Raw genomic sequence first — 24,775 nt, 5'->3', positions numbered from 1 at the left:
TTTTGGCAAGCCACCCTGTTATCCACCCGCGCATGCTGGTCAGCGCAGTTCGACTTCCACGCTCATATGGTCCAGCATGTTCGTTGGCCCCGCATAGCTGCCGCTGACCGGCGCGATCTGGTAGATACCTCGACCGGTCGCGACAGGCACAAGGTTGAAACCACCAACGCTGCGGTTGGTCGGGTCAAAGGTGATCCAGGCAGCGCCGGGTACAAAGACCTCCGCCCAGGCATGGGTGGACCCGGTCATATTCTGGCCGACGAGGTTTTCCTTCCGGTTGTCGAGATACCCCGAGACGATCCGCGCGCCGAAGCCGAGACTGCGCGCTGCCTCGACGAACAACACCGAGAAATCGCGGCATGATCCCCAGCCGCGGTTCAATGTCTCCACGGGGGACTGTGTGCCTTCATCCTCTCGCGCCTGATAAAAGATCCCGTTGCCAACGCCGGTGGTCAGGTCTTTTAGCAGTGCAAGCGTATCGGTCGGATTTCCAGCGACGAATCCTCGCGTCCAGTCACGCAACCGATGGGCCTCGTCCGGGTACTGCATGACGGTCAAACTGCCGAGGTCCGTCCAATCGTCTGTATCGAAAAGGATAATTGATCGCCGATGCAGCGATATCGAACACCGGCCACGCGACTGCGCTCACGGCGAGCACCGATCTGCTTTTGACAATCGGGCTGTCGGTCATGACTGGAACGGTCGCTGTCGCAACCGCGTTGCCGGCGACGTCACGGGTCCAGGAAATGCTCGCCTCGGGCGTGATATCGAGATCAAAAGATACGAGTTCGAGATCATGACCTTCGCGCGGGCGCAACATCAGCCGGTGGGGGCCAAGCTGGACCGGCTGCCTATAATGGTAGGATGTGCGGTGCCTGATGGTGAGCATGCTCAAATGGCTTCACTGGTAGCGCTGCATTGCCGGCGTACCCATATAGATGATGATGATCTCAGCGTATCGATCCGCGGCGGACCATGTTGACGATTGCGAGCAATATGATCGACCCCACGAGCGAGACCAGAAATGTCGTGATCGTGAGCGGCGCATTGTTGATCTCGCCCCGCGCAAAAATCAGGCCGCCGATGAAGGCGCCGATGATGCCGACCATGATATTGAGAATGATGCCCTGCTGTCCATCCGCGCGCATGATGACGCTTGCAAGCCAGCCGATGACGCCGCCGACGACAAGCCACATGATGATTCCCATGATCGCTCTCCTGTGATCCATAATCCAGAAGACGATCTCGCCGCATCGGCATATCGCGCCCGGAGTATATTAAATCATCGGACGGGGCATCCGTTCCATGAATATTATATTCTATATGTGTAAATACCTATCAGTCGGCAGGTGAATCATGGCGTTTCCGAAAATATAAATATGGAATATTTGCAACGATATCGAACCTCGATCGTTCCCTGATAGCTGCAAGCGGTACCTCTCCATCCTGGACGGTGCGTTTCCAGCCAAAGAGCGGACGTGCCTTTTCTTGCCGGAACAACTGGTGGATTCGGGTCCGCGAGGAACATAACATGAAATGTTCAATGATCTCCGTCCTGCTCGGGACGGCAATGCTCAGCGTCCCTACGGTCGCCCCAGCCCAGTCCACCATGCCCGCCATGACGGGCAGCTATTCCAGCGCGGACGTGGGCGCCGCACCCATCCACGGCCTCGATGGTCCGGCCTTCTCTGCCTCCGCATCCGATGCCAATCTGTTTCAGATAGCGGCAAGTCGGCTTAGCCTCGCGCGCTCACAGCGTGGCGACGTCAAGAACTATGCGCGCCGTATGATCTCGGAGGCGCAAACCTCCCAGCAGACGCTTCTCGCCTCGCTAAACAACGACCAGCGCAGGATCGCCCGGCCGACCACCCGATTGTCGGCAGAACGAGCTTCGATGCTCAAGATGTTGCGGAGCACGCCGCGGGGATCGTTTGACAACCTCTATCTCACCCAGTCCGCACGCGTTCAGCAGGGCAATTGGGTCACTTACAAGGGCTATGCCGAAGACGGCGCCGACCAGTCGCTGAAACAGGTTGCCGGAAACGGCGTGCCGATCATCGAGCAACAGCTCCAGCAGGGCGATGCGCTGTTGCCATCGACCCTCTCCGCAAACTGAGCGCCACGAGGAGCCGGAGGGTGCCATCCCTTCCCGCTCTTGATACTACCCAAATAAAGGATACAAAACGTGAGCGACAAGCATGATATCTCGGTTCTGAACGGACTGATCACAACGACCCTCGACAGCCTGAAAGGCTTCGAGGATGCAGCCGAAGACGCTAAGAGTACGCGCTTTGAGACCCTGTTCGCCGGCTTCGCGCTTGATCGCAGACAGGTCGTCGCTTCCCTGCAGGCGGAAGTACGCGGGCTCGGCGGTGAGCCTGAGGACAGTTCCAGTTTCCTGGGCGCGGCGCATCGCAGCTTCATGGACCTCAAGCAGGCGTTCACTGGCAAGAACGACAAGGCGATCATCGACGAAGTCGAGCGCGGCGAGGATCATATCAAGGCCAAGTTCGAAATCGCGTTGAAGGACACCGACCTGCAACCCGCAACACGGGACGTCATTCGCGACGCCTTCACCTCTGTGAAGGCCGGGCACGACCAGACCAGCGCATTAAAGCACAGTCTTGCCTGAGAATGCTTGTCCAGTCCGGGGTGGCGCTTGCTGCCCCTGGCTTTCACTCAAAGGAGCCAAGCCATGGCCACCAATGCAGAAGCACCAGCCGCGCCCCTTGGCGCGGTTGTCCTGATCTCCGCCGACGACATTCGCGGCAAGGCCGTGCATGGCCGCGATGGCGACAAGCTGGGTACGATCGCCAAGCTTATCCTTGATGAGCGGACCGGACAGATCGCCTATATCATCCTGTCCACCGGGGGATTTCTCGGATTGGGGCAGAGCTATCACCCCATTCCCTGGTCGGCTTTTCGCCACAGCGAGACGGAGGGCGGATATGTGGCCGCCATCGACAAGCGCCTGTTGGAAGGCGCCCCCAGCTTCCGGCCGGATTCGGCGCCTCTATTCGACGAAACCTATGGTCGGCGCGTGACCGATTATTATAGGATAGCGCCGGCAGCCAATGGCTGATCTGGACCGGTCTTGTCCCGAATTCGGGACAGCACCATCTGCCCGGCGTTGAATAGATGCCGGGCTTACGCACGATGATGCTATGGTCAAGCCACGAGTCTACGACCTCCTCAAAGGAAAGTCCGATTCGCGATTACCGGATGCAGCTTTCATTACCGTGAGCTTTCCGGCTTCCCCGGAAAGGGGCATCATTATGAAGCCGCCCGTCCACCCTGATGTTGCGCACGGCCTCGCGCTGGCGATCCTGACTTCTTCCGCAGCGCCCGCGTTGCTCCTCGACGAGGACTTGACCGTCATTGCCGGCAGCACATCCTTTTACCGCGCATTCGGTCTTGATCCGCTGAATGTCAGCGGACAGTCAGTGTTTACGCTCGGCGCAGGGGAGTGGAACGTGCCTCAGCTTCGCTCGCTGCTCGACGCCACCCTTTCGGGCCATGTCAGGATCGAAGCCTATGAGATGGATCTCAAGGGTGGAGTGCCGCCCCGGCGCCTCGTTTTGAGTGCGCACAAGCTCGACTATGGCGAACCGGAACAGGTCCGCCTGCTCCTGACCATTTCGGACGTCACGGAAGCCCGGCTTAGCGAGAAGCTCAAGGATAACTTGCTCCGCGAGAAGGCGATCCTGCTCCAGGAGCTTCAGCACCGCGTCGCCAACAGTCTCCAGATTATTGCGAGTGTGCTGATGCAGAGCGCGCGGCGGGTGCAATCGGATGAAGCGCGGGGGCATCTCCACGACGCGCACAATCGGGTGATGTCGATCGCCACTTTGCAGCAGCAACTCGTGGCATCAAGGCTGGGCGAGGTCGAATTACGGGAATATCTGAGCCAATTGTGCAAAAGCCTGGGCGCCTCGATGATCCACGATCATGACAAGGTGTCGATCGCGGTGACCGCCGACGGCACCAGCGTGAATGCCGACATCTCGGTGAGCCTGGGACTGATCGTCACCGAACTGGTCATCAATGCGCTCAAACATGCGTTTCCCGGGGCGCGCGATGGCAGGATCCTCGTCGATTATCACATGCACGATGTCGGCTGGACCTTGTCGGTCAGCGACAACGGCATTGGCACGCCCGAGACGCTGGCCGATGCGAAGCCAGGCCTCGGCACAAGCATCGTCGAAGCTTTGGCCAGTCAGTTGCATGCGACCGTTGAGACCGAGGGTGGATACCCAGGGACGACCGTTTCGGTTACGCATACAAAATCTCCATCGTCCTAACGCAGCCCTCGCAGCGCAGGTTGAGATCGCACAACATGAGATCACCTACGGCCAGCCGGCCTTGTTCGATGACACGGTGACGTCCCACGGTTGGAGGTGAAGCCGCGCGGGTGTCGACCGCCGGTCCGACTTGTCAGCGCCGGAAACTCGGACGTTTCTTCGCAACCGGACTGAAAGAAGTACTTGGGTACCTTGCATCAATGGTCTGACACCCCATTTATTGTGCGGTGCAGCAAGATAGTCATAACCACGCCTTTGCAGGCTATCTGCATCCAAGGTGATTGTCATGCGCAAACTCTCCGACACTATAGCCCGGCTTGCTTCACTGCGTGACGCAGCCGATATGAGTGCAGTGACCAGCGGGCGCCTCGAAAGCCTTCCGAATTTCGGCTCGAACCCTGGGGCTCTCCACGCCCATATCTATGTACCGCCCACTCTCTGCGATGGAGCAGCCCTCGTCGTCGTCATGCATGGCTGTACCCAGACGGCAGCCGGCTACGACGTGGGGGCAGGCTGGTCCGAGATGGCCGATCGGCACGGCTTTGCCCTCCTGTTTCCTGAGCAGCAGCGGCAGAACAACCCGAACCTGTGCTTTAACTGGTTTTCGCCGAAGGACAGCCGCCGTGGTTCCGGCGAGGCGCTTTCGATCCGTCAGATGATCGACGCCGTCGCCAGTGCTCACCCGATCGATCCGGCGCGCATCTTCGTCACAGGCCTTTCTGCGGGAGGGGCGATGGCCTCGGTGATGCTGGCGACCTATCCGGAGGTGTTCGCCGGCGGCGCGATCATCGCCGGTCTGCCCTACGGCTGCGCGAGCACGATCCCGCAAGCTTTTGATCGTATGCGCGGGCACGACGTCCCGCGTGAGGCCGAGCTTGCAGCGCTAATTCGCGGCGCCTCCGATCATCCGGGACCATGGCCTACCCTCTCGATCTGGCATGGCAGCGGCGACCCGACGGTGAACCCCACAAACGCCGACGCCATCATAGCCCAGTGGCGCGCTCTGCATGGGATCGGCCTCGATCCCGCGCGGATCGAGGCCGTCGATGGATATCCCAGGCGCGTCTGGTGCGATGCCGCCGGCCACGAGGTAATCGAGGAATACAGCATCACCGGCATGGGCCATGGTACGCCGCTCGACACCGCGGGCGAGAACGGCTGCGGCAGGAGCGGTGCCTATATGCTGGAGGCCAGCATTTCCTCCACACGACACATCTGCCGATTCTGGGGCCTAGTGAATAGCGACAAGCATGCTGTTCATGTTAGACCTGCCGAGGCGGGACCTACGAGACAAAACCTCGCTCTCACATTTGGATCGAACACGGTGAATGAAACCCCACGTGCCGGTATCCCTACGGCGCGCCCGCTGATCGACGTGCCCGCAGTCGGCGGAGTGGGCAAAGTGATTGAGGATGCACTTCGGGCAGCCGGGCTCATGCGTTAGCGGCTCGCAAAACTCAGCGCACGCCATGACCCACTGGATCTGTGACGGTTTCGTGCCGGTCATCCATTCAAGCGGGCACGGGACGGCTTCAGGGGGTCGCCAGGCGCCGTGGGTCTTCCTGTTTATCGAGCGCCAAAGCGTTCTTCGAGCGGCCACTCCTCTGGCCATCGGAGAATGATCATGGAATTGCCTGAAACTGAACTCACCGCCACCAAGCGCCAGGTCTGGAATGCCGGAAGGGCCGTTGGCGCTAAGCGTGCGCTGAAACCGAAGCAGATTTGGGAGATCCGATTTTACCTAAATCAGCGCCGCCGTTTGCGAGATCGAGCGCTGTTCGATCTGGCGATCGACAGCAAACTCAGGGGCTGCGACTTGGTGCAGATGAAGATCGGCGACCTTGTCAGCGGCGGACAAATTCGAACGCGTGCGATCGTGATGCAGCAGAAAACAGGTCGGCCTGTTCAGTTCGAGCTGCTTCCAGACGCTAGGGCCAGTCTACTGGCCTGGCTTGAGCGGCGGGGCGGCACGGTGGACGACTATGTCTTTCCGAGCAGGGTTGATCATAATGGGCATCTCAGCACCCGACAGTATGCCCGGCTCGTCGATGAATGGGTGACAGGGGTCGGTCTGATGCGAAACGAGTACGGCACGCACTCACTTCGCCGGACGAAGGCATCAATAATCTACCGGGCAACCGGCAACCTTCGCGCCGTCCAGATCCTCCTCGGTCATAGCAAGATCGAGAATACGGTGCGCTATCTCGGGATCGACGTGGAAGACGCGCTCGCCTTAGCCGAAAACACCGAAATCTGACTCGTTGGCTCCTCGCGTCCCGCGAGGGGCCATTTTAACGCGCTTGGGAAAATTGCTGCCCTTCCCAAGCCGCTTATCGAACGGCAGAGTTTGGTCAAAAGCCGTCATTCACTGGAAGATCTGCGGAAGTCCGACTTTGTGAAGGGTTTCGGGCGCTTGCGTACGAAAGCCTCCAGTGCAGGAACCCGCGGGCCCCACTTGCTGGTCTATGGGTAAAGCGGCTTAGGGGTGGTTTGGACGGGTAAGCGATGCCGATCCGGAAGTGTCGGTTCTGGCCGGATCAACGTGACTTTGTGCGGCGTCAAAGTGCGGACGGTGGTGGTTTTGCTGGTCGGGGTGCCCTGCGCTGGGCTCGTTTCCGGAATGGGCATGCACTGGGTCATTGGCCAAGACGCCATGGGCGCGACCGTCGTGCAGCCTGAGCCATGCCGGATCATGGCGCATTCCCCCGGATTGGCGATGCCGATGATGGTGGCGCGCGGGGCTGGCACCAGCGGGCAAAGGCTTGGATGATGGTCATGTGCCCGCCGCAACATGGGCATGGCGGGCGATGGTCGGGAGGTTCGTCGGGTTCGGGCTCCTCGACCGGTACAGCAACGCCCAGCAGTCTGCGGGCCAGCGCCATGGTGTCCTTGTGGGTCGAACTGGCGAGCAGGCCGTAATGCCGGATGCGGTGGAAGCCGCGCGGTAGAACGTGGATCAGGAAGCGGCGGACGAACTCGTCGGTCACCAGCGTCATGACCTGCTGGCGTTCAGCAGCAGGGCGGCGATAGTCCTTGTAGCGGAACGTCACGCCGGTCTCGTCGAAGCCGAGCAGCCGCCGGTTCGAGATGGCAACCCGGTGCGTGTAGCGCGAGAGATAGGCCAGCACCGCCTGCGGCCCGGCGAAGGGCGGCTTGGCATAGACCATCCAGCGCTTCTTCCGGATCGGCGAGAGATGCAGCAGAAAGGCCTTGCGTGTCGCGAGGCCAGCCAAGGTGCTGAAGAAGACCAGCTTGCCGGCATCGAACAATGCCAACAAGCGAGTGAGGAACAGACGGCGGAACAAGGCGCCCAGCACACGCACCGGCAGCAGGAATGCGGGGCGCGACGAGATCCAGCGCGTGCCGTCGAGCGCGATGCCACCGCCAGGCACGATCATGTGCACGTGCGGATGGTGGGTCAGTGCCGATCCCCAGGTGTGCAGCACGGCGGTGATGCCGATCCGCGCGCCAAGGTGCTTGAGATCGGCGGCGATGATCAGCATCGTGTCCGCGGCTGCGCGGAACAGCAGGTCATAGACCACCGCCTTGTTCTGTAAGGCGATGTCTGCGACCTCGTTAGGCAGGGTGAACACGACGTGGAAGTAGCCGACCGGCAACAGGTCGGCCTCGCGCGCGGCCAGCCAGGTGCGCGCGGCGGCGCCTTGGCACTTGGGGCAGTGCCGGTTGCGACACGAGTTGTAGGCGACCCGCCAGTGCCCGCAGTCGTCGCAGGCCTCGACGTGACCGCCCAGCGCGGCGGTGCGGCAGTTCTCGATGGCCGTCATGACCTTGAGCTGGCCGAGGCTGAGATGCCCGGCATGGGCCGCGCGATAGGCCGGCCCGCTGCTCCGGAAGATATCGGCGACCTCGAGCGAGGTGCGCAACGGTTCAACCGGGAGGTGCCCTGCCTTCCATCACGGCCACGATCTGGTCGAGCGGGCTGGCCACCGCCCGCATCGTCTTGCTCGAGACCTGGGTATAGATGCCGGTCGTGTTGATGTTCACGTGTCCCAGCAGCACCTGGATGACCCGTATATCGACGCCTTGCTCGAGCAGGTGAGTGGCAAACGAGTGGCGCAGTGTATGCGGGCTTACCCGCTTGTGGATCTCGGCGCGCTCGGCCGCTTCCTGCACGACGCGGTGCAACTGGCGAGCCGAGACCGGATCCGTACCGCTGCGGCCGGGGAACAGCCAGCCATGAGGTAGCATCACTCCGCGCCGCTTGCCTTCGCGCCACCATTGACGGAGCAAGTCCAGCAGGTGCGGTGAGAGCATGGCGTTGCGGTCCTTGCGTCCCTTGCCCTGCTCGACGCGGATCATCATCCGGGTGCTGTCGATGTCATCGACCTTGAGGTGAGCAACCTCCGAAACCCGCAGACCCGCGCCATAGGCCACACTGAGGGCCGCCTTGTACTTGATGCCTGGCGCAGCCTCGAGCAGCCGCGCTGTCTCCTCGACGCTCAAGACCACACGCAGCTTGGGTGTGAAGCGAACGACGACCAGCGCCAGGGCCATCTCCGGCCGCCTGAGAGTTATCCCGAAGAGGAACCGCAGTGCCGATACCGCGCCATTGATCGTGGCTGGACCAACGGCGCGCTCGTGCTGGTCAACCTGAAAACGCCGAAGGTCTTCCACCGTGGCCGTGTCCGGGGGGCGGCCGAGAAACGCGGCGAAGTTCCGGACATGTCGGATATAATCATTCTGCGTGTGCGCCCCGAAGCCACGCATCGTCATGTCCTGCAGCATCCGCTCACGCAGCGAATGGGTCGGGGCAGCGGTCGTGATAGCATCCATGGTAAGTTCCTCTCCGTTAAAGGAACTCCACCGTCGGCGGGCGACGCCGCCCCGCCGAAAGCCTCACAATACTACGCTACGTCACCCCACGCGACCCTCCCGCGGAGCGGGTTCGTGCTTTGGTCGGTAAGCCCCGAAACCATTCGTCCGCCTCCTCGCCAGCGAGCGTTCTGCAGATGGCCGATGTGGCCATAGGAGAACGACCATGGAGATGCCTGAAACCGAAACCACCGCCAGCAAGCGCCCTGTTTGGAATGCCGGAAGAACCGTGGGTGCAAAGCGGGCACTAAAACCAAAACAGATCTGGGAAACCGGCTTAACATTGCACAGCAATCATCTACCGCACGTGGAGGCGGAGCAACGGCTAGAGGGGCATATGTGGCTCCGAAAATACAGGACACGGTCATCCGCTTGGTATGGACTGAGCCTATCTCCAAACGACGGGCGCATACGAACCGGGAAGAAGGTAGAGTTCCCTTGGGCGCGAGATGAAGAATTTGAGCGTCAGGGAGAACGATTGGGGATCAACCTATCGTTAGAGCGACCGGCCAAGCTCGGGCGCAATGACCCATGCTATTGCGGCAGCGGAAAGAAATACAAGAAATGTCACCTAGGCTCGGGCTAAGGGAGCCCTAAAGTTTCGTCGACACGCATGCTGACGTTCCCAACAGTCTGCAACTGCAGACGTTGCAACCATATCGCGTCGATCCCCACTTTCGGAAAATCGACTGTGACTAACTAATGACCGATTTAGGCGCGAAGCTGACAGGTCCGTTCGCCGTCTGGAACGTCCGCTACTCCAATCGGCGCCTCTGAGAGAAGCCGTTCCGGACTGTCCAAACAAAGCGGACATGATGACCGGTCCAAGCGCGGCAATGATATGTCCGCTACTGGGGAATGCAACTTGGCCACTAAGCTACGAAGAAGGGTCTTCTTACAGTTCTCTACTCGATAAGATCATGCGACACTTTTAAGTTGGTGTACGGGCCCCACCAATGCTTGAACCTTCAGACCATCAAGATAATCGCTCCACCATTGGGCCATCTTTACGCGCTCCTCCCAATGCTGCCCTCTTGCATATTCGTCGATGGCCTTGAGCAGTTCTCCCAATTGTACAGGATCGAGAATAGCAGCATGATGCTTGACGATCGGCGACATCAATGCGTCACCAAGCAACGCTGCAGGGTCCGACTTACATAGCGCCATGGCCACGCCGTGTCGAAAAACGCGGCTGGCGAAGGCGCGCGTCCTTACCGCCGTTTCCCTCTTCCCTGCCCTTTCCAGCTTCTTCAACACCGAGAGCAGTTCGGATGGCTCTATCTCGGCGACAGGTCGGCCACCGATCGGCTTTGTAAGCTGCGAGAGATACCAGCGCGCCTTCTCGATGGTCGCCGCCGCTCTTTGGTTGCCAACGAATTTCACGGCGATAAAATCCTCTGCAACGGACTGGAAGCTATTGTCCGCGCTCAGTCGCGCCATGATTTTCTTTTTCTTTCGGTCGTGGAGCGGATCTCCACCCTCCTTAACCTCTCGCCTGGCCTGGTCACGCAGATCGCGTGCTTCAGCCAAGCTGACCTCTGGCCAGTCTCCGAGGGTCAGGCGTTTCTCACTTCCCAGCACTCGATATTTGAAGAACCAGCGCTTCGCGCCGTTCGGGCGAATCTCTAGATAGAGGCCTTTTGCATCTGTCTTTCGATAGGCGCTATCAAGTGCTGGAAAGGCGCGGATTTCTGCGGCTTTCAGGGCCATTTGGGGGCATTCCTCTTCTTCCCATCACTCTGCCCCCAAAAATGCCCCCATTTTCATGAGATCTGGGGACATTTCTTGGAACAAAGCGAGACCACCGAGAAGAACAGAATCTCTCGGAACCCGCAGAAAATCAACGTTTTTGGACGTTTTGAGAAGAGGCTCTGGTGCCGCTTACGTGACTCGAACACGTGACCCCATCATTACGAATGATGTGCTCTACCAACTGAGCTAAAGCGGCGTTGGGTGGGCCAGATAACAGCGGTTGGTGCGCAGGACAAGCGGGCATTGCATCTTTGCGCATCATCTTTGCAGGCATGCTCCTTCGCCGCTCCCTCATCGGCCGCCGCCTTCTTCACGGCATGTTTACCATCCCATGGCAGTGTCGAGTCTCAGGAAAGCTTTTCTTCTGGGTTAGGACCAGCCGGATGGACACTCTGCGGGGGCAGGAAATCTCCAGCGATCAGGATGATTTCGACTATGCCGACAATGGCGCGATCGAACCGCCGAGCGAGGTCGGCTCCGATGAGCGGCGCATGCAGGTGCGTGCCTATAATTATTGGGCGTCCCTGCTTGGGGACCGCGCGCTTCCTTCGATCGAGGATTTGTCACCCGATCAGCTGGAGGATTTTGGCCCGAACAGCGTGCTTCTCGATTTCAGCACCGGGCTCGACAATCCCGCCGTCGTCTATCTCGGCACCGCGCTCCGCCGGGAGTGCGAGGTCACCGGGTCGATCCAGTTCATCAACGATGTCCCGTCGCGCTCGCTGCTGTCACGCCTGACGGATCATTATCTGCAGATCATCGCCAACGCCGCGCCGATCGGGTTCGAGGCAGGGTTCGTCAACCAGCGGGGCGCCGAGATACTCTATCGCGGCATCCTCATGCCCTTCTCTTCGGATGGCGAGACGATTGATTTCGTCTTCGGCGTCATCAGCTGGAAGGAGCTGGCGAGCCAGGCCTTCGCCGACGAGTTGGGCCGCGAAGTGGACGCCGCCTTGCGCAGCAGCGCCGCGCCGCATGCGGTCGCGCCGATCTGGGCCGACGGTCCTGCGGCGGGCGAGGATGAAGACACGCTCGACCTGTCCGGCATGGAAAGCCCGGCCGAGGACGCGCCGCTTGCCGACTGGCTCGCCCTCGCCCGCGATGGGGCGGAGCAGGCCCGCACCAGCGAAGCCCGCACCCACAGCGCCCTCTACCGCGCCATCGGCCTTGCCTATGATTTCGCGCTGATGAGCGAGGCGTCGCCGGAGGATTATGCGGAGATGCTGGCCGACGCCGGTATCAAGGCCCAGGCCCGCAGCCCGCTTACCGCCGTGGTGAAGCTGGTCTTCGGCTCCACCTATGACAAGACGCGCATCACCGAATATGCGACCGCGCTTGAGCATGCGAAGAGCGCGGGGCTAGGCATCGGCGCGCTTGGCGACTATCTCGGCGCATATCCCGGCGGCCTAAAAGCCCTGATCCGCGACGAACGCGCCCAGCGCCGCGCCGCCCTGCCCGCCGCGAAGGACCCGCGCCAGACCGCCCGCGCCGCGATGAAGGCGGCTGCGCCCCTCGATCCCATCGCGATCCCAACTGATGAAGACGGCCTTGCCGTCGTCGTCGCCCGGCGGGAAGCGGATGGCAGCCTCGCAATTGTCGGCGCCCTTCCCGACGGATTGGATCTTGGCCAGCGGGTAATCGTCGCCGCGGCCGCATAAAGACCTGATCATTTTATTTCGGCCAAATGTAATTTTCTTACCATTCCGGTTGAGCCGCTCCAAACCCTGGCGCATAACCTGGGCCAGCCGGAGAGTCGCGCGGCACCATTCCAGCGCCTTCTCCGTTCAGGCAAAGCGGCAACAGCCGCAGCGGGAAGAGGGTTACGCATGACGGCATTGTCCGAGCCGAAGTCCGGCCAGGTAGACGCATCGATCCGCAAGGCGCTTGAGGCCGCGCTGGAACGGGGCGCGCTCCCCGGCGAGAGCGACGATTTCGGTCATGACGCGGCGACCGCCGCCGCCACTTTCCTCGCCCGCGCCGCTGACGTCCGCAGGCCCGGCCAGCTCGCCATCGCCATCGAAACGCTCGGCGAAGGAGCGACCGGGCGCTTCATGCGCATCGCCATCGTCAATGACGACATGCCGTTCCTGGTGGATTCGATCGCCAACGCGCTCGCCGCCCATGACATCACCATCTACCGCCTGCTGCACCCGGTCCTGTCGGTCGATCGCGCGGACGGCGGCAGGCTCGGCGCCATCCTGGACGACGAAGCCCCCGGCGCCCGTCGCGAATCCATGATCTATATCGAAGCGGACCGCGCCGATGCGAAGGGCCGCCGCGCGCTGGATAAGGCGCTGCGCGACACGCTGGCCGATGTCCGTATCGCCGTCGCCGACTGGCCGCGGATGCGCGAAGCGATGAGTCGGGATGCAGACGCGATCCCCGATGGCGAAGGCGCGGCGCTGCTCCGCTGGTTCCTCGCCCGCCATTTCACCCAGACCGGGCATGAGCGCCGCCACCGCGACGGCGGGGCGGACGATCGGCTTGGCATATGTTCGCTCGGCGACGCGCCGCTGCTGTCGCCCGCCTCGCTTGAAGCAGCCTTCACCTGGTTCGAGGAAGGCCGCCGCAATCCGCTCATCATCAAATCGAACATCTTGTCCCGCGTTCACCGCGCCGTTCTGCTCGACCTCATCATCGTGCCGGTGCGCGAAGGGAAACAGGTCGTCGCCCTGTCCATCCATGCCGGCATGTGGACCAGCGCGGCGCTGTCCGCCAGCCCCGACAAGGTGCCGCTGCTCCGCTCCGCCCTGTCGGCGCTGATGGACAAGTTCGGCTTCGATCCGGGCGGCCATGCGGGCAAGGTGCTGGTCCACGCGCTCACCGCCCTGCCGCACGACATATTGATCGGCTTCGATCATGAAACGCTCGAACGGCTGGCGCTCACGTTCATGTCGCTGACCGATCGGCCGCGTCCGAAACTGGCGCTCGGCACCAGCGCGCTTGCCCGGCATCTCTATGCCTTCGCCTGGCTGCCACGCGACGAACTGAGCACGGCTCGCCGCCTCGCGGTGCAGGACATGCTTTCGCAGGCCGCCCACGCGCCGGTGCTCAGCTGGTCGATCGCGCTTGAAGAAAGCGGACTCGCGCTCTTACGCATCACGCTCGACCTGCGCGATGGCGGCGTGGTGCCCGACGAAGCGCCGCTCGACCGGCAATTGAAGCAGATGGTGCGCGGCTGGGTCCCCGCCGTCGAGGAAGCTCTCGCCGATACCGAGGAGCCGGGCCGCGCCGCTGCGCTCGCCCAACGCTATGCGCCCGGCTTCCCCATGGCGTACCGCAATGGCGCTGGCCCTTCCGAAGCGGCAATCGACATCCGCCTGCTGCACGGCCTCGGCGGCCCCGGTGACAAGTCGATCCGCATCTACCGCAATGGCGAAGACACGCCCGAGCAGCTGCGCCTGAAGCTTTACAGCCACGACGTCATCGCGCTGTCCGAAGTCGTCCCCGCTTTCGAGAATTTCGGCTTCCGCGTGATCGACGAAATGACGACGGCGGTCGATGGCGGCGCGCAGGGCCATGTGCAGCGCTTCGTGCTGGAACTCCCCTCGGGCGGCAGCGGCGACGCCGTCGTCGCCCGCGCCTCGGTCGTCACGGAAGCCATCGCCCAGGTGCTGGAGGGCCGGGCTGAAAATGACCGCTTCAATGAGCTGATCGTAACGGCTGGCCTCGCACCTCACGCCGTCGTGCTCTTCCGCGCGCTGTTCCGCTACCTCCGTCAGACCGGCATGGCCTATGGCATGGCGACCTTTGCCGAAACGCTGCGGCGGGAACAGGACATCGCCCGCCAACTCGTCACCCTGTTCGAGGCCCTGCATGATCCAGCCATGAAGGATGGCCCCGCCCGCGCCGAACAGGCGCAGGCGGCGATCACCGCTGGCCTTGAAAAGGTCAGCGCCATCGACGAGGACCGGGTACTGCGCCTGCTGCGCGCCGTCATCACCGCGACGCTGCGCACCAATTTCTTCAGCGAAGCCGCCGCCGAAGCGCTCGCCTTCAAGCTCGACTGTGCGCAAGTGCCTGGCCTTCCCGCTCCCCTTCCCTGGCGCGAAATCTGGGTCTACTCCCCCCGCGTCGAGGGCATTCACCTGCGCGCGGGGCCGATCGCCCGTGGCGGCCTGCGCTGGTCTGACCGACGCGACGATTTCCGTACGGAAATTCTTGGTCTCATGAAGGCGCAGCGGGTGAAGAATGCCGTCATCGTGCCCACCGGCGCAAAGGGCGGCTTCTATCCCAAGCAGCTTCCCAATCCGCAAGTCGATCGCGACGCCTGGATGGCGGAAGGCACCGAAAGCTACCGCATCTTCATCCGCGCGCTGCTGTCCGTCACCGACAATATTGTGAAGGGCAAGGTCCGCCATCCTGCCCGGGTCGTCATCCATGACGGCGACGATCCCTATTTCGTCGTCGCGGCGGACAAGGGCACGGCGACCTTCAGCGACGTCGCCAACGCCATCGCGCTCGACCATGATTTCTGGCTGGGCGATGCTTTCGCCAGCGGCGGATCGCACGGCTATGATCACAAGGCCATGGGCATCACCGCGCGCGGCGCCTGGATCAGCGTCCGGCGGCACTTTGCCGAAATGGGCATCGATGTGCAAAGCGAGCCCGTCACCGTCGTCGGCTGTGGCGACATGTCGGGTGACGTGTTCGGCAACGGCATGCTGCTGTCGAAGTCGATCCGGCTGCTCGCCGCTTTCGACCATCGCCACATCTTCCTCGATCCTGATCCCGACCCGGCGAAAAGCTGGGAGGAACGCAACCGCCTGTTCCAGCTGCCCCGGTCGAGTTGGGACGATTATGACAAGTCGCTGATCTCAAAGGGCGGCGGCGTCTTCCCGCGCACCCTGAAAAGCATCACTCTGACGCCTCAGGTTCAGGCGATCCTCGGCGTCACGGATATGGAGATGGAGCCAACCGCCCTCATTGGCGCGATCCTCAAAAGCCCTGCGGACCTTCTATGGTTTGGCGGCATCGGCACCTATGTGAAGGCGGCGGCGCAGAGCCATGGCGAAGTCGGCGATCCTGCCAATGATCGCCTGCGCGTCAATGCAGAGGAATTGCGCGTCAAGGTCGTCGGTGAAGGGGCCAATCTCGGCGTCACCCAGGCGGCCCGCATCGCCTTCTCGCTGCGTGCCGGGCGCATCAACACAGACTTCATCGACAATTCGGCGGGCGTCGATTGCTCGGACAATGAAGTGAACATCAAGATCGCGCTGAACAAGGAGATGGCCGAAGGCCGCCTGACGTTCGACGCGCGCAACAAGCTGCTAGAAAGCATGACCGACGCCGTGGCCGACATCGTGCTGGAAGATAACCGGCTCCAGGTGCTTGGCCTTTCCATCGCCGAAAGCGGGGGCGCGGCCGACCTTGCCAGCTATGTCCGGCTGATCGAAACATTCGAGGAAAGCGGCCGCCTCGACCGGCAGGTCGAAGGGCTCGCCGCGAACGATGTGCTGCTCCGGCGTGGACAGGACGGCCTTGGCCTTACCCGCCCCGAACTCGCCGTGCTCCTGTCCACCGCCAAGCTCGCGCTTCAGGATTCGATCGAACAGGGACAACTCGCCCTTGATCCCAGCATGGGGCCCGAACTTGCCGCCGCCTTCCCCCCTGCCATGCAGAAGAAGGAAGGGGATGCGATCGCGGCGCATACGCTCGCCAGGGAGATTGTCGCGACAAAGGTCGCGAACCGCATCGTCAACCGGCTCGGCCTCATCCACCCTTTTGAACTGGCCGAAGAGGAAGGCTGCTCGCTGGCCGACCTCGCCAGCGCCTTCCTGATGGCAGAGCGGCTCTATGACATCGGCACCCTCTGGGCCGACATCGACGCTACAGCCATGTCGGAGAGCGCCCGCCTCGCGCTGTTCGCCGACGTCGCCATCGGCGTGCGCACCCAGATCGCCGACATATTGCGCAGCCTGCCCGCAGGAACACTGCCCGGCGCAGGTCACGCGTTGCTTGCCAAGGGCGTCGAAAAGCTCGCGCGGGAGGTTGACGGCCTCCTCACCAGCGAAGCCTTGCGCCGCACCAACGCCGTTGTCGATCGCTTGGCCACCCTCGGCGCGCCGGAGGATCTCGTGCGCCGCACCGCCGGTCTCTTCAAGCTCGATGGCGCGGTCGGCATCGCCGCCCTTGCCGGGCAGTTGAAGGTCGACGAAGTCGCGCTCACCCGCGCCTTCACCCATTTGGGCGAAGCGGTCGGCATCGACTGGGTCCAATCGACCGCCGCCCGCATGTCGCCCAGCGACCCGTGGGAAAGGCTGCTCATTTCCGGCGTCGCCCGCGACATGCAGCAGGTCCGGCTCGACTTCCTCGAACAGGGCGGCAAGAAGAACGGCAAGGACATCATCGCCCATGTCGATGCATGGCTCGCCGAAAAACAGCCCCGCATCACCCAATTCCGCGCCCTCGTCCAACGCGCCAAGGCCGCAGCCGCCCCCAACGTCGCCATGCTCGCCGAAATAGCGGGCCAGGCACGGGGGCTGCTGGGCCGCTAAACCTCGTTCACCATCTTCGCCCTCTCTCCCGCCTTACCTCGTCATCCCAGCGAAAGCTGGGATCTCGTGCCTCAATGCGCTTTCCAGCAAACGCACACAAAACACGCGCCAATCCATACACTTTAATACAATTTACCCTCTCTCCCCGTTTGCAATTGCGAGTCGTTCGCGTTATCCGGTCCACCTCATCATCAGGACCGATCCATCCCATGCATGCCCCCGTTCATCTTCAGCAGCAGAAGAAAAAGAAGAAGACCTTCTGGCTGAAGCAGCTGCACAGCTGGCATTGGATCAGTTCCGCGATCAGCCTCATCGGCCTCCTGCTCTTCGCCTTCACCGGCATCACCCTCAACCACGCCGCCGACGTCGAAGGATCGCCGCAGACCGTGGAAAAGTCCGCGACCCTGCCCGCCCCGCTCCTGAAGCAGGTGGCTCCCGACGATCAGGCCGACAGCAAAAAGGCCCTCCCCGCGCCTGTCGCCGCCTGGGTCGAAAAGGAAATCGGCGCTCGCGCTGCGGGCGATGCGGAATGGTCCGCCGACGAGATCTACCTCGCCCTCCCCCGCCCCGGCGGCGACGGCTGGGTCTCGATCGACCGGCAAAGCGGCGCTGTGACCAGCGAAAGCACCAGCCGCGGCTGGATCAGCTATCTCAATGACCTCCACAAGGGCCGCAACACCGGCACTGCCTGGAAATGGTTCATCGACATCTTCGCCGTCGCTTGTTTCGTCTTCGCAATGACCGGCCTTCTCCTCCTCCAGCTCCACGCTGCCAAGCGCCCGAGCACCTGGCCTCTGGTAGGAGCAGGCCTCATTATCCCAACGCTTTTAATTCTTCTCTTCCTTCATTAATTCAGGGGACCAGCAGCCAATGCAAAGCCGCTACAAACTCATTCTCGGCAGCAGCGCCGCCTTCGGCGCAGCCGCCATCCCCGCCACCGCCCAGACGCTGAATGTCAACGTCGCCATCCCGCGCCTCTCTGTCGCCGAATATCACCGCCCCTACGTCGCCATCTGGCTGGAAAAGGAAGGCGCCACCCCGCGCACCCTGTCGGTCTGGTATGACGTCGACAAGGCGAAGGGCGAAGGCACCAAATGGCTCCGCGACATCCGCCAATGGTGGCGCGTCTCCGGACGGTCGCTCAAAGTTCCCGCCGACGGCATCACCGGCGCCACACGCGCTCCGGGTGACCAAAAGGTCGCCTTCACCGCGGGGAAAGGCCCGCTCGGCCAACTCACACCCGGCAACTACACGCTCGTCGTAGAGGCCGCCCGCGAAGTCGGCGGCCGCGAACTGCTCCGCTTGCCATTCAGCTGGCCGGCAAAGCCCGGCACTGTGGTCCGCGCAAAGGGCAATAACGAATTGGGGCAGGTCAGCCTCAGCGTCAGCAAATAAGGGGATTCCGATGAAAGCCAAATATCTGATCGCAGCGACCCTCACTGCGTTGATGGCCACAAGCGCCCACGCGCACCGCCAGTGGATGTTGCCGTCCTCGACCACCTTGTCCGGCACGGACAGCTGGGTCACTGTCGACGCTGCGGTATCGAACGACCTCTTTTACTTCGAACATATGCCGATGCGCACCGATGCCGTCGCAGTGACGCAGCCCGATGGATCGGCTGGCAAGATCGAAAACGCCGCGACTGGCAAATATCGCTCCACCTTCGATGTTCACCTGACGCAGCCCGGCACGTATCGCGTCGCCAGCGTCTCGACGGGCATCATGGGCAGCTACACCTTGAACGGTGAGGTGAAGCGCCTGCCCCGCGGCACAACCAAGGACAAGCTGTCGGCGGCCATCCCGGCGGGAGCCACCAATGTCCAGACAGTCGAGGCTTCCAACCGCAACGAGATTTTCCTCACGCTGGGAGCGCCTACCACTACGATATTCAAGCCGACCGGCGTTGGCATAGAATTGGTGCCCGTCACCCATCCGAACGATTTGGTCGCAGGCGAGGCGGCGACCTTCCAGTTCCTCGTCGACGGGAAGCCCGCTGCAGACCTTAAGGTAACAGTGATCCCCGGCGGCATCCGTTACCGTGACACGTTGGGCCAGCAGGATCTGGTCACCGGCAAGGACGGAAAAGTTTCGATCAACTGGCCACAGCCTGGCATGTACTGGTTGAATGCCTCAGTAGGCGGAAATCGCGAAGGTGGCGAAGGCGCACAGGCGGCATCGCCCGCCACTCCGGCACCGCGCCGCGCCTCCTATGTCACCACCTTGGAAGTGCTGGCCCCCTGACCGGCATTCGCGTCGCCATCCCTGACATTCCGCCTCCTCCGCCTCGTTCGGCTCAGCGGGATGGAACGGGGTACATTACAGAGCTTTCCGGGCCGACCATGGGCACAAGCTGGTCGGCCCGGATTGTCGATGCTCCGCCGGGCTGCGGAGACGCAATCGAAGATGTACTCGCGCGCATCATAGCGCAGATGAGCAACTGGGAAGCAGATTCCGACATCAGCCGCTTCAACGCATTGCCGATCGGGGCTTGGACGACGCTGCCGTCAGACATGATGACGGTTCTCACGGCCGGATTGGCCATGGCGCGATTGTCCGGCGGTGCGTTCGACCCGGCCCTCGGACAGATGGTTGAACGGTGGGGTTTCGGCCCCACAGGCATCACAGGCCCTGAGATAGTGCCTGCTCATCTCGCACCATGGACCATGATCGAGATCGCCGATCAGAGCGCTCGCCGCCTCGCTGACGTGAAGCTGGACTTCTCTGGAATAGCCAAGGGTTTTGCAGTTGACGCGGCGTCAGAAGCCCTCCGCGATCTAGGCGCCCGGCATTTTCTGGTCGAAATCGGGGGGGAACTGCGCGGCGAAGGATTTAAGCCCGATCACCAGCCCTGGTGGGTCGATGTCGAGGTGCCGCCGCGTCTCTCAGTGCCCATCCTGCGCATCGCCTTGTGCGGCCTTTCTGTAGCTACGTCAGGCGACTATGTTCGTTTCCGCACAGAGAACGGGACGCATTTGGCCCACAGTATCGACCCGTCAACTGGTAGGCCGATCGGCAATAATGTCGCGTCTGTCACGGTCTTGCACGAAAGCGCTATGCTGGCTGACGCTTGGGCAACTGCGATCACCATTTTGGGGCATGAGCGTGGCATGGCATTGGCGACGCGTCATGATGTCGCCGCCCGCCTCATTCTCCGCGCGGGCGATGGCGCCATGGAGTATATGACGCCTGCCCTGGCTTCGATGCTTGATTAGCCGAGCCGCTTCATGCGTCTGCCCATCGCCGCAGCAGATTGTGATAGACGCCAGTCAACCGGATCACCTGTGCATTGTCATGGCCAAGATCGACGGCCAGAGCCTGTATGCTGCTGTCCAAGTCAAACATCATCTGACGCGCAGCGTCGTCCCGGACCATCGACTGGATCCAGAAGAAGCTGGCGGTTCGCCGCCCGCGCGTAACCGGCTCCACGCGATGAAGCGACGACGAAGGGTACAAAACCGCATGCCCTGCGGGGAGCTTCACCTGCTGCACGCCGAAATTCGTCTCGATAGTCAATTCGCCGCCATCATAGCTCTGCGGGTCTTCCAGGAAGACCGTAATCGATAGGTCCGACCTGACCCTGAAGCCGGTGACCGCCTGCACCCGCACGGCGTTATCCACATGAACGCCAAATGCCTGCCCGCCTTCATAGCTGTTGAACAGCGGGGGGAATATCTTGAGTGGCAATGCAGCAGCGATAAAAAGCGGCGAACGCCCCAATGCCTCCAAGACGATCTGCCCCGCCTGCTGAGCTTCAGGCGCGTCTTCGGGCAATTGCATGTTGCGCTTGGCGAGCGCCGATTGATGGCCGGACGTCACATTGCCGTCGACCCACTGCCCCCCCACCATAAGCACGCGGATGCGCTCCACATGTGCAGCATCGAGCAGGTCGGGAATGACGGTGAGCATATCGAAAACTCTGTTGAACAGCTCTGGGGTCAGGCGCCTTCAGTGCGCAGGACGAAGGGAATTTCCACCACCCCCTTCACTTTGACGGGCTGCCCATCGCGGATTGTCGGTTTCCAGCGCCATGTCCGAACTGCGTCACGCGCAGCCGCATCCAGGCGTGAAAAGCCGCTGCTCTGGGCTATGGTCAGGCTCTCGACCGCGCCATCGATCCCCAAGGTCAAGGCCAACAACACCGTCCCCTGCTCGCGCTTGCGGCGGCTCTCGATCGGATAGCGAGGTGGCTTGCCAGACACCATCTGCGTCGCGAGATCCCCACCTTGCACGGTGCTGGGCGCAGCCGGAGCAGAGGAGACGACGGTAGCCGTAGCGGGGCCGATAACAGGGGCCACGGGAGCCCGGACGGGTGTCGGCTCAGGTGTCGTGGCGATCGGCACCGGCGGCGTCGGGACGTGCACCAGAGGGGGCGGCGCTACCACTTGCGGTGCTGAAGGTGGTGGTGGTGGAGTGTCATCGGCGGGCGGGGGCGGAGGCGGCATCAGGTTAACGACGGAAAGGCGGGTCTCCCGCACGCGCTGAGCATGTTGCCGCGCCTGCATCAGGACGAAAATCAGAATGCCATGCACAAGAATGATGAGCAAAACAGCAGGAAGATTGATCGACCGCCGCTCGCCATAGCGAGGTCCCGCAGTCGCCGTAACCTCATCTAGCCTGGTACGTGGGAGAAGATGGGGAGCATCCGACGGGAAAGTAGCGGGTGCGATATCATCTGCAATGAACCGTTCGGCCGCACCAAGCATGCCCATTCCCCTTTTATGGCTACTGCCTGCGGACGAAGCACATAGCGCGGGTTCTAATGCGAATCAATCGCACCCCTCTCTTTTCTTAAGGTCAGGCGGGTGGCGACCCGAGGAGAGGAGTGCATCGCCACCCGCCCTTTCCCCCGGCAAGGGACAAGCGCCGGGGGATTTTCGCAGGGTTATAGCTTGTAGCCGAGCGTCAAGACCCAAGACCGCCCCTCACCCGGGTTGGCCCAGCCATTGTTGCGGATGCTGGTGAAATATTTCTCATTGGTGAAGTTCTGTACGTTAAGTTGTGCACTGAACTTCTCAGTGATGGGGTAGGACAGCATCGCACGATGAACCAGGTAATCGTCCGACTTGTAGAGCACGGTTGTCGGCGTGGTCCGGGCATTGTTCAGATAGAAGCTCCCCTGATAGGTGAGGCCATAACCAAGCTGAAGACCGAAAGGCAGTGTGTAGGTTGTGAACAGGCTGCCCGAATGTTTCGGCGTGTTGGTCATAGGATTGCCAGCTTGCGGATCAAGCACACCCAAGTTCTTCTGGTAATCTGAAATGCTCTGAATTACCTCGCTGTCCAGATAGGTGTAGTTGGCGAAGATTGTCCAAGCGTCAGTGATGTTTCCGGTCGCGCCTAACGTGATGCCATTTACCCGATTGCGGCCGTCATTGACCGGTAGCGTGCCGATGAACGGATCGTTGCTGGCAACCCGGAAATTGGTGCGCTCGTTGCGGAAAATTGCAGCGGTCAACTGTAATTGCGCATCGAAAAGGTCAATCTTGCCGCCGATCTCGTAATTGACAGCCTGTTCCGGCTTCGCATCACACGGGTCGTTTGCGCCGCCAGTCCCGGTAATCAGAAGGCCGCAGCCAGAACGGACGCTAGTCGACGTGGGATTTTTCGAATTGGCATAAGCGACATAAAGGCTCGCATTTTCTACGGGCTTGAAGACAATGCCTACGCGATAAGAAAAGAGGTTGTCTGTCGCGTTCTGACGAGCGCCAGTGAGGTAGCGCGTAGCCTGCCCGGCCGGAATAGGTACACCTGAGGGCGTAACCGTATCCGAGCGAAAGCGGGCGCGGTTGTGTTCGTAGCGGACACCACCGTTAATTTCGAGCTGATCGAAAATCTTGACGGCGGCAAAGCCATATGCCGCTATGTTGAAGGTGTCCCCATTCTGGTAGCCGGTCTGCGTGTAGTTCACCGGGCCGGTGAAGACATTGCTACCATAGGTCGCCCCGGCGAGTGCCGGTCCCGGTATCACTTCGTTTGGATTTGCGATGTTGATGTAGGGCAAGTGGGCAGTCGCCAGTGGCGCAGACGGATCGAAGGCGTAGGGGCTAACGCCAGTTGGGGTGCGCAGCGCGTTGCCCGACACCAGATTATAATCCTCCTGCTGAGCGGAAGTCCCGATGACCAGCGTGTGACCACCGGGAATGTTGAAGGTCAAATCGAGTTGATTGTACAGCGATTGATTGACAGAATTGCGAAAGTTGCCGCGTGGGCCACTAGGCGCATAATAGCCCGCCGGAATCGTGATGTTGAAGACTTGCCCAGAACCTGTGCGGGTATCCAAATCAACAGTGCAAGCGCCGCCGGTGGGCGTCAGTCCCGTTGAGGCCAGACAGAAGGTGCCCTGGGGAGGGGCGACCGTCAAATTCTGCTCGACGCGCTGCCAGCGTGATAGGTTCCGAATGGAGAGCAGGTCGCTGAACTGATGATCGAAGATCGCGGTGACATGGTCGACCTTCTGGTTTTGGCGGTCCAGGTTCCTATAGCCATAATAGCCACCATAGGCGACACCCGGCAGGGGTCCGTCATAGAGGCCATTGTTGTAATAGGGCACGCCATAGAGCGGCGTGTTCTTGTCTTGCTGGTGCGTGTAGAGCAGCGTTAGCGAAGTCGGGCCGTCCACGCCGAGTTTGATTGACGGTGCAATGCCCCACCGCTTGTAGCGGTCAATTTGCCGCGCCGGCACATCATTCTCATGATACATGGCGTTGAGGCGAACCGCGATACGATCGGAGACGCGAACATTGCTGTCGATCGTGGCGCGATAATAGTCGGATGTGCCGATACCAGCCTGAACCAGCGTCTCATCACGCCCGGTCGGACGCTTGGTCACGATGTTGATGTTCCCGCCAATCGCGCCAGAGCCGCCAAAGACAGAGTTTGCACCGTTCGTCACTTCGATTTGCTCAATGTTGAACGGGTCGGTGCGGCTATATTGCGCGCTGTCGCGGACACCGTCGATACTGATGTCGGTGTTCGCGCTTTGACCGCGAAGGTTGATGCTGTCGCCATATCCGCCGCCCCCTTCGCCAGCGCCGAAGGTAATGCCCGGAATGGTCGAGAGTACGTCGCGAAGGGTAAGGAGATTCTGTTCCTTAATCGTTTGATTGCCGATCACCGTGATCGTCTGCGGCGTGTCCAGCAAGGGGCGAACATATTTGGGGGACTCCGCTCGTTCTACCTTGACCTCCGACGCGTCGATGGCTGTGTCCGTTACCGTCATCCCACCTAGCTTCGGGCCCGGGGCACCATCCTGCGCATGCGCGGTAGACGCAAAGGCGATCGCGCTCACGCAACCAAGTGCCAAAAATGACGGGATCGACTTGGAACTGCTGGACATCGAACAGAAACCCCCTTCTTCGTTAATTGCTGAGGAGGCAGCTATTGCGAACTGT

At 61.5% G+C, this 24,775-nt stretch carries 22 protein-coding genes and 1 tRNA gene; 13 read left to right on the top strand and 10 right to left on the bottom strand.

Annotated elements, in window-relative coordinates:
- Positions 1–39 precede the first annotated feature (39 nt).
- The 3 genes from MU848_RS04175 to MU848_RS04165 form a co-directional block, all read right to left on the bottom strand.
- Positions 40–549 (bottom strand): transglutaminase-like domain-containing protein, encoded by a 510-nt coding sequence (locus MU848_RS04175; protein ID WP_247230386.1) that lies wholly within the window; start codon positions 547–549, stop codon positions 40–42.
- Positions 515–889: a transglutaminase N-terminal domain-containing protein gene (locus MU848_RS04170; protein WP_230463168.1), complete on the bottom strand. Its 375-nt coding sequence runs from the start codon at positions 887–889 to the stop codon at positions 515–517. Before MU848_RS04170 ends, MU848_RS04175 begins: the two co-directional genes overlap by 35 nt.
- 61 nt (positions 890–950) lie before the next feature.
- Positions 951–1,208, bottom strand: a complete 258-nt coding sequence (locus MU848_RS04165) for a GlsB/YeaQ/YmgE family stress response membrane protein (protein ID WP_247230384.1) — start codon at positions 1,206–1,208, stop codon at positions 951–953.
- A gap of 323 nt (positions 1,209–1,531) precedes the next feature.
- On the opposite strand from MU848_RS04165, the gene MU848_RS04160 reads away from it, so the two are divergent.
- The 6 genes from MU848_RS04160 to MU848_RS04135 all read left to right on the top strand — a co-directional run bounded on the left by MU848_RS04160 (position 1,532) and on the right by MU848_RS04135 (position 6,558).
- The gene (locus MU848_RS04160) at positions 1,532–2,116 is read left to right on the top strand and encodes a DUF4142 domain-containing protein (protein ID WP_247230382.1); all 585 of its coding nucleotides are present in this window, start codon (positions 1,532–1,534) and stop codon (positions 2,114–2,116) included.
- Between the two features lie 69 nt (positions 2,117–2,185).
- Positions 2,186–2,632 carry a ferritin-like domain-containing protein gene (locus MU848_RS04155; protein WP_196224437.1) on the top strand — a complete coding sequence of 149 codons (447 nt, stop codon included), beginning with the start codon at positions 2,186–2,188 and terminating at the stop codon, positions 2,630–2,632.
- A 63-nt stretch (positions 2,633–2,695) separates the two neighbouring features.
- Entirely contained in the window at positions 2,696–3,082 is a 387-nt protein-coding gene (locus tag MU848_RS04150) for a PRC-barrel domain-containing protein (protein ID WP_196224438.1), read from the top strand.
- Positions 3,083–3,275: 193 nt separating this feature from the next.
- Positions 3,276–4,301, top strand: coding sequence for a sensor histidine kinase (locus MU848_RS04145; RefSeq protein WP_196224439.1), 1,026 nt, complete (start codon positions 3,276–3,278; stop codon positions 4,299–4,301).
- A gap of 286 nt (positions 4,302–4,587) precedes the next feature.
- Positions 4,588–5,745, top strand: a complete 1,158-nt coding sequence (locus MU848_RS04140; protein WP_196224440.1) for an extracellular catalytic domain type 1 short-chain-length polyhydroxyalkanoate depolymerase — start codon at positions 4,588–4,590, stop codon at positions 5,743–5,745.
- Positions 5,746–5,925: 180 nt separating this feature from the next.
- A complete protein-coding gene (locus MU848_RS04135; RefSeq protein ID WP_196224441.1) occupies positions 5,926–6,558 on the top strand; it encodes a tyrosine-type recombinase/integrase in 633 nt (210 codons plus the stop codon).
- Between the two features lie 433 nt (positions 6,559–6,991).
- Here MU848_RS04135 and MU848_RS04130 read toward each other — a convergent pair whose 3' ends face one another.
- Together MU848_RS04130 and MU848_RS04125 are read right to left on the bottom strand one after the other, a co-directional pair.
- A complete protein-coding gene (locus tag MU848_RS04130; RefSeq protein ID WP_247230381.1) occupies positions 6,992–8,185 on the bottom strand; it encodes an IS91 family transposase in 1,194 nt (397 codons plus the stop codon).
- Positions 8,186–8,189: 4 nt separating this feature from the next.
- The gene (locus MU848_RS04125) at positions 8,190–9,095 is read right to left on the bottom strand and encodes a tyrosine-type recombinase/integrase (RefSeq protein WP_247230379.1); all 906 of its coding nucleotides are present in this window, start codon (positions 9,093–9,095) and stop codon (positions 8,190–8,192) included.
- A 205-nt stretch (positions 9,096–9,300) separates the two neighbouring features.
- Here MU848_RS04125 and MU848_RS19115 point away from each other — a divergent pair, with 205 nt between their 5' ends.
- Positions 9,301–9,720, top strand: a complete 420-nt coding sequence (locus tag MU848_RS19115; RefSeq protein WP_196224442.1) for an SEC-C metal-binding domain-containing protein — start codon at positions 9,301–9,303, stop codon at positions 9,718–9,720.
- Positions 9,721–10,052: 332 nt separating this feature from the next.
- Here the strand turns inward: MU848_RS19115 and MU848_RS04120 are convergent, their stop codons facing one another.
- A complete protein-coding gene (locus MU848_RS04120) occupies positions 10,053–10,844 on the bottom strand; it encodes a tyrosine-type recombinase/integrase (RefSeq protein ID WP_247230377.1) in 792 nt (263 codons plus the stop codon).
- Between the two features lie 162 nt (positions 10,845–11,006).
- A tRNA-Thr gene (locus MU848_RS04115) sits at positions 11,007–11,082 on the bottom strand.
- A gap of 187 nt (positions 11,083–11,269) precedes the next feature.
- Between MU848_RS04115 and MU848_RS04110 the strand changes: the two genes are divergently transcribed.
- The 6 genes from MU848_RS04110 to MU848_RS04085 all read left to right on the top strand — a co-directional run bounded on the left by MU848_RS04110 (position 11,270) and on the right by MU848_RS04085 (position 20,596).
- On the top strand, positions 11,270–12,544 hold the full coding sequence (locus MU848_RS04110) for a PAS domain-containing protein (protein ID WP_247230375.1): 1,275 nt from the start codon (positions 11,270–11,272) through the stop codon (positions 12,542–12,544).
- A gap of 168 nt (positions 12,545–12,712) precedes the next feature.
- On the top strand, positions 12,713–17,383 hold the full coding sequence (locus tag MU848_RS04105) for an NAD-glutamate dehydrogenase (RefSeq protein ID WP_247230374.1): 4,671 nt from the start codon (positions 12,713–12,715) through the stop codon (positions 17,381–17,383).
- A gap of 209 nt (positions 17,384–17,592) precedes the next feature.
- A complete protein-coding gene (locus MU848_RS04100) occupies positions 17,593–18,234 on the top strand; it encodes a PepSY-associated TM helix domain-containing protein (protein ID WP_247230372.1) in 642 nt (213 codons plus the stop codon).
- 19 nt (positions 18,235–18,253) lie between these two features.
- A complete protein-coding gene (locus MU848_RS04095) occupies positions 18,254–18,778 on the top strand; it encodes a DUF2271 domain-containing protein (protein WP_247230370.1) in 525 nt (174 codons plus the stop codon).
- A gap of 10 nt (positions 18,779–18,788) precedes the next feature.
- The gene (locus MU848_RS04090) at positions 18,789–19,625 is read left to right on the top strand and encodes a DUF4198 domain-containing protein (protein WP_247230369.1); all 837 of its coding nucleotides are present in this window, start codon (positions 18,789–18,791) and stop codon (positions 19,623–19,625) included.
- A 98-nt stretch (positions 19,626–19,723) separates the two neighbouring features.
- Positions 19,724–20,596: an FAD:protein FMN transferase gene (locus tag MU848_RS04085; protein ID WP_247230366.1), complete on the top strand. Its 873-nt coding sequence runs from the start codon at positions 19,724–19,726 to the stop codon at positions 20,594–20,596.
- Positions 20,597–20,606: 10 nt separating this feature from the next.
- Here MU848_RS04085 and MU848_RS04080 read toward each other — a convergent pair whose 3' ends face one another.
- The 3 genes from MU848_RS04080 to MU848_RS04070 all read right to left on the bottom strand — a co-directional run bounded on the left by MU848_RS04080 (position 20,607) and on the right by MU848_RS04070 (position 24,720).
- Positions 20,607–21,290, bottom strand: a complete 684-nt coding sequence (locus tag MU848_RS04080; protein WP_247230365.1) for a Fe2+-dependent dioxygenase — start codon at positions 21,288–21,290, stop codon at positions 20,607–20,609.
- A gap of 29 nt (positions 21,291–21,319) precedes the next feature.
- Positions 21,320–22,087, bottom strand: a complete 768-nt coding sequence (locus MU848_RS04075; RefSeq protein ID WP_247230363.1) for an energy transducer TonB — start codon at positions 22,085–22,087, stop codon at positions 21,320–21,322.
- Positions 22,088–22,266: 179 nt separating this feature from the next.
- Positions 22,267–24,720, bottom strand: a complete 2,454-nt coding sequence (locus tag MU848_RS04070; RefSeq protein ID WP_247230361.1) for a TonB-dependent receptor — start codon at positions 24,718–24,720, stop codon at positions 22,267–22,269.
- Positions 24,721–24,775: the final 55 nt, after the last annotated feature.

The sequence above is a fragment of the Sphingobium agri genome (genome assembly GCF_023051225.1).
Lineage (GTDB): Bacteria > Pseudomonadota > Alphaproteobacteria > Sphingomonadales > Sphingomonadaceae > Sphingobium > Sphingobium agri.
This window is presented reverse-complemented; position numbering and strand designations above follow the sequence as displayed.

Bases quoted from the DNA above. Each gene is read 5' to 3' on its own strand.
- MU848_RS04070 (WP_247230361.1), bottom strand. From the start codon at position 24,720: ATGTCCAGCAGTTCCAAGTCGATCCCGTCATTTTTGGCACTTGGTTGC.
- MU848_RS04085 (WP_247230366.1), top strand. From the start codon at position 19,724: ATGGGCACAAGCTGGTCGGCCCGGATTGTCGATGCTCCGCCGGGCTGC.
- MU848_RS04075 (WP_247230363.1), bottom strand. From the start codon at position 22,087: ATGCTTGGTGCGGCCGAACGGTTCATTGCAGATGATATCGCACCCGCT.
- MU848_RS04150 (WP_196224438.1), top strand. From the start codon at position 2,696: ATGGCCACCAATGCAGAAGCACCAGCCGCGCCCCTTGGCGCGGTTGTC.
- MU848_RS04110 (WP_247230375.1), top strand. From the start codon at position 11,270: ATGGACACTCTGCGGGGGCAGGAAATCTCCAGCGATCAGGATGATTTC.
- MU848_RS04145 (WP_196224439.1), top strand. From the start codon at position 3,276: ATGAAGCCGCCCGTCCACCCTGATGTTGCGCACGGCCTCGCGCTGGCG.
- MU848_RS04105 (WP_247230374.1), top strand. From the start codon at position 12,713: ATGACGGCATTGTCCGAGCCGAAGTCCGGCCAGGTAGACGCATCGATC.
- MU848_RS04160 (WP_247230382.1), top strand. From the start codon at position 1,532: ATGAAATGTTCAATGATCTCCGTCCTGCTCGGGACGGCAATGCTCAGC.
- MU848_RS04080 (WP_247230365.1), bottom strand. From the start codon at position 21,290: ATGCTCACCGTCATTCCCGACCTGCTCGATGCTGCACATGTGGAGCGC.
- MU848_RS04125 (WP_247230379.1), bottom strand. From the start codon at position 9,095: ATGGATGCTATCACGACCGCTGCCCCGACCCATTCGCTGCGTGAGCGG.
- MU848_RS04170 (WP_230463168.1), bottom strand. From the start codon at position 889: ATGCTCACCATCAGGCACCGCACATCCTACCATTATAGGCAGCCGGTC.
- MU848_RS19115 (WP_196224442.1), top strand. From the start codon at position 9,301: ATGGAGATGCCTGAAACCGAAACCACCGCCAGCAAGCGCCCTGTTTGG.
- MU848_RS04135 (WP_196224441.1), top strand. From the start codon at position 5,926: ATGGAATTGCCTGAAACTGAACTCACCGCCACCAAGCGCCAGGTCTGG.
- MU848_RS04095 (WP_247230370.1), top strand. From the start codon at position 18,254: ATGCAAAGCCGCTACAAACTCATTCTCGGCAGCAGCGCCGCCTTCGGC.
- MU848_RS04100 (WP_247230372.1), top strand. From the start codon at position 17,593: ATGCATGCCCCCGTTCATCTTCAGCAGCAGAAGAAAAAGAAGAAGACC.
- MU848_RS04120 (WP_247230377.1), bottom strand. From the start codon at position 10,844: ATGGCCCTGAAAGCCGCAGAAATCCGCGCCTTTCCAGCACTTGATAGC.
- MU848_RS04090 (WP_247230369.1), top strand. From the start codon at position 18,789: ATGAAAGCCAAATATCTGATCGCAGCGACCCTCACTGCGTTGATGGCC.
- MU848_RS04165 (WP_247230384.1), bottom strand. From the start codon at position 1,208: ATGGGAATCATCATGTGGCTTGTCGTCGGCGGCGTCATCGGCTGGCTT.
- MU848_RS04140 (WP_196224440.1), top strand. From the start codon at position 4,588: ATGCGCAAACTCTCCGACACTATAGCCCGGCTTGCTTCACTGCGTGAC.
- MU848_RS04175 (WP_247230386.1), bottom strand. From the start codon at position 549: ATGCAGTACCCGGACGAGGCCCATCGGTTGCGTGACTGGACGCGAGGA.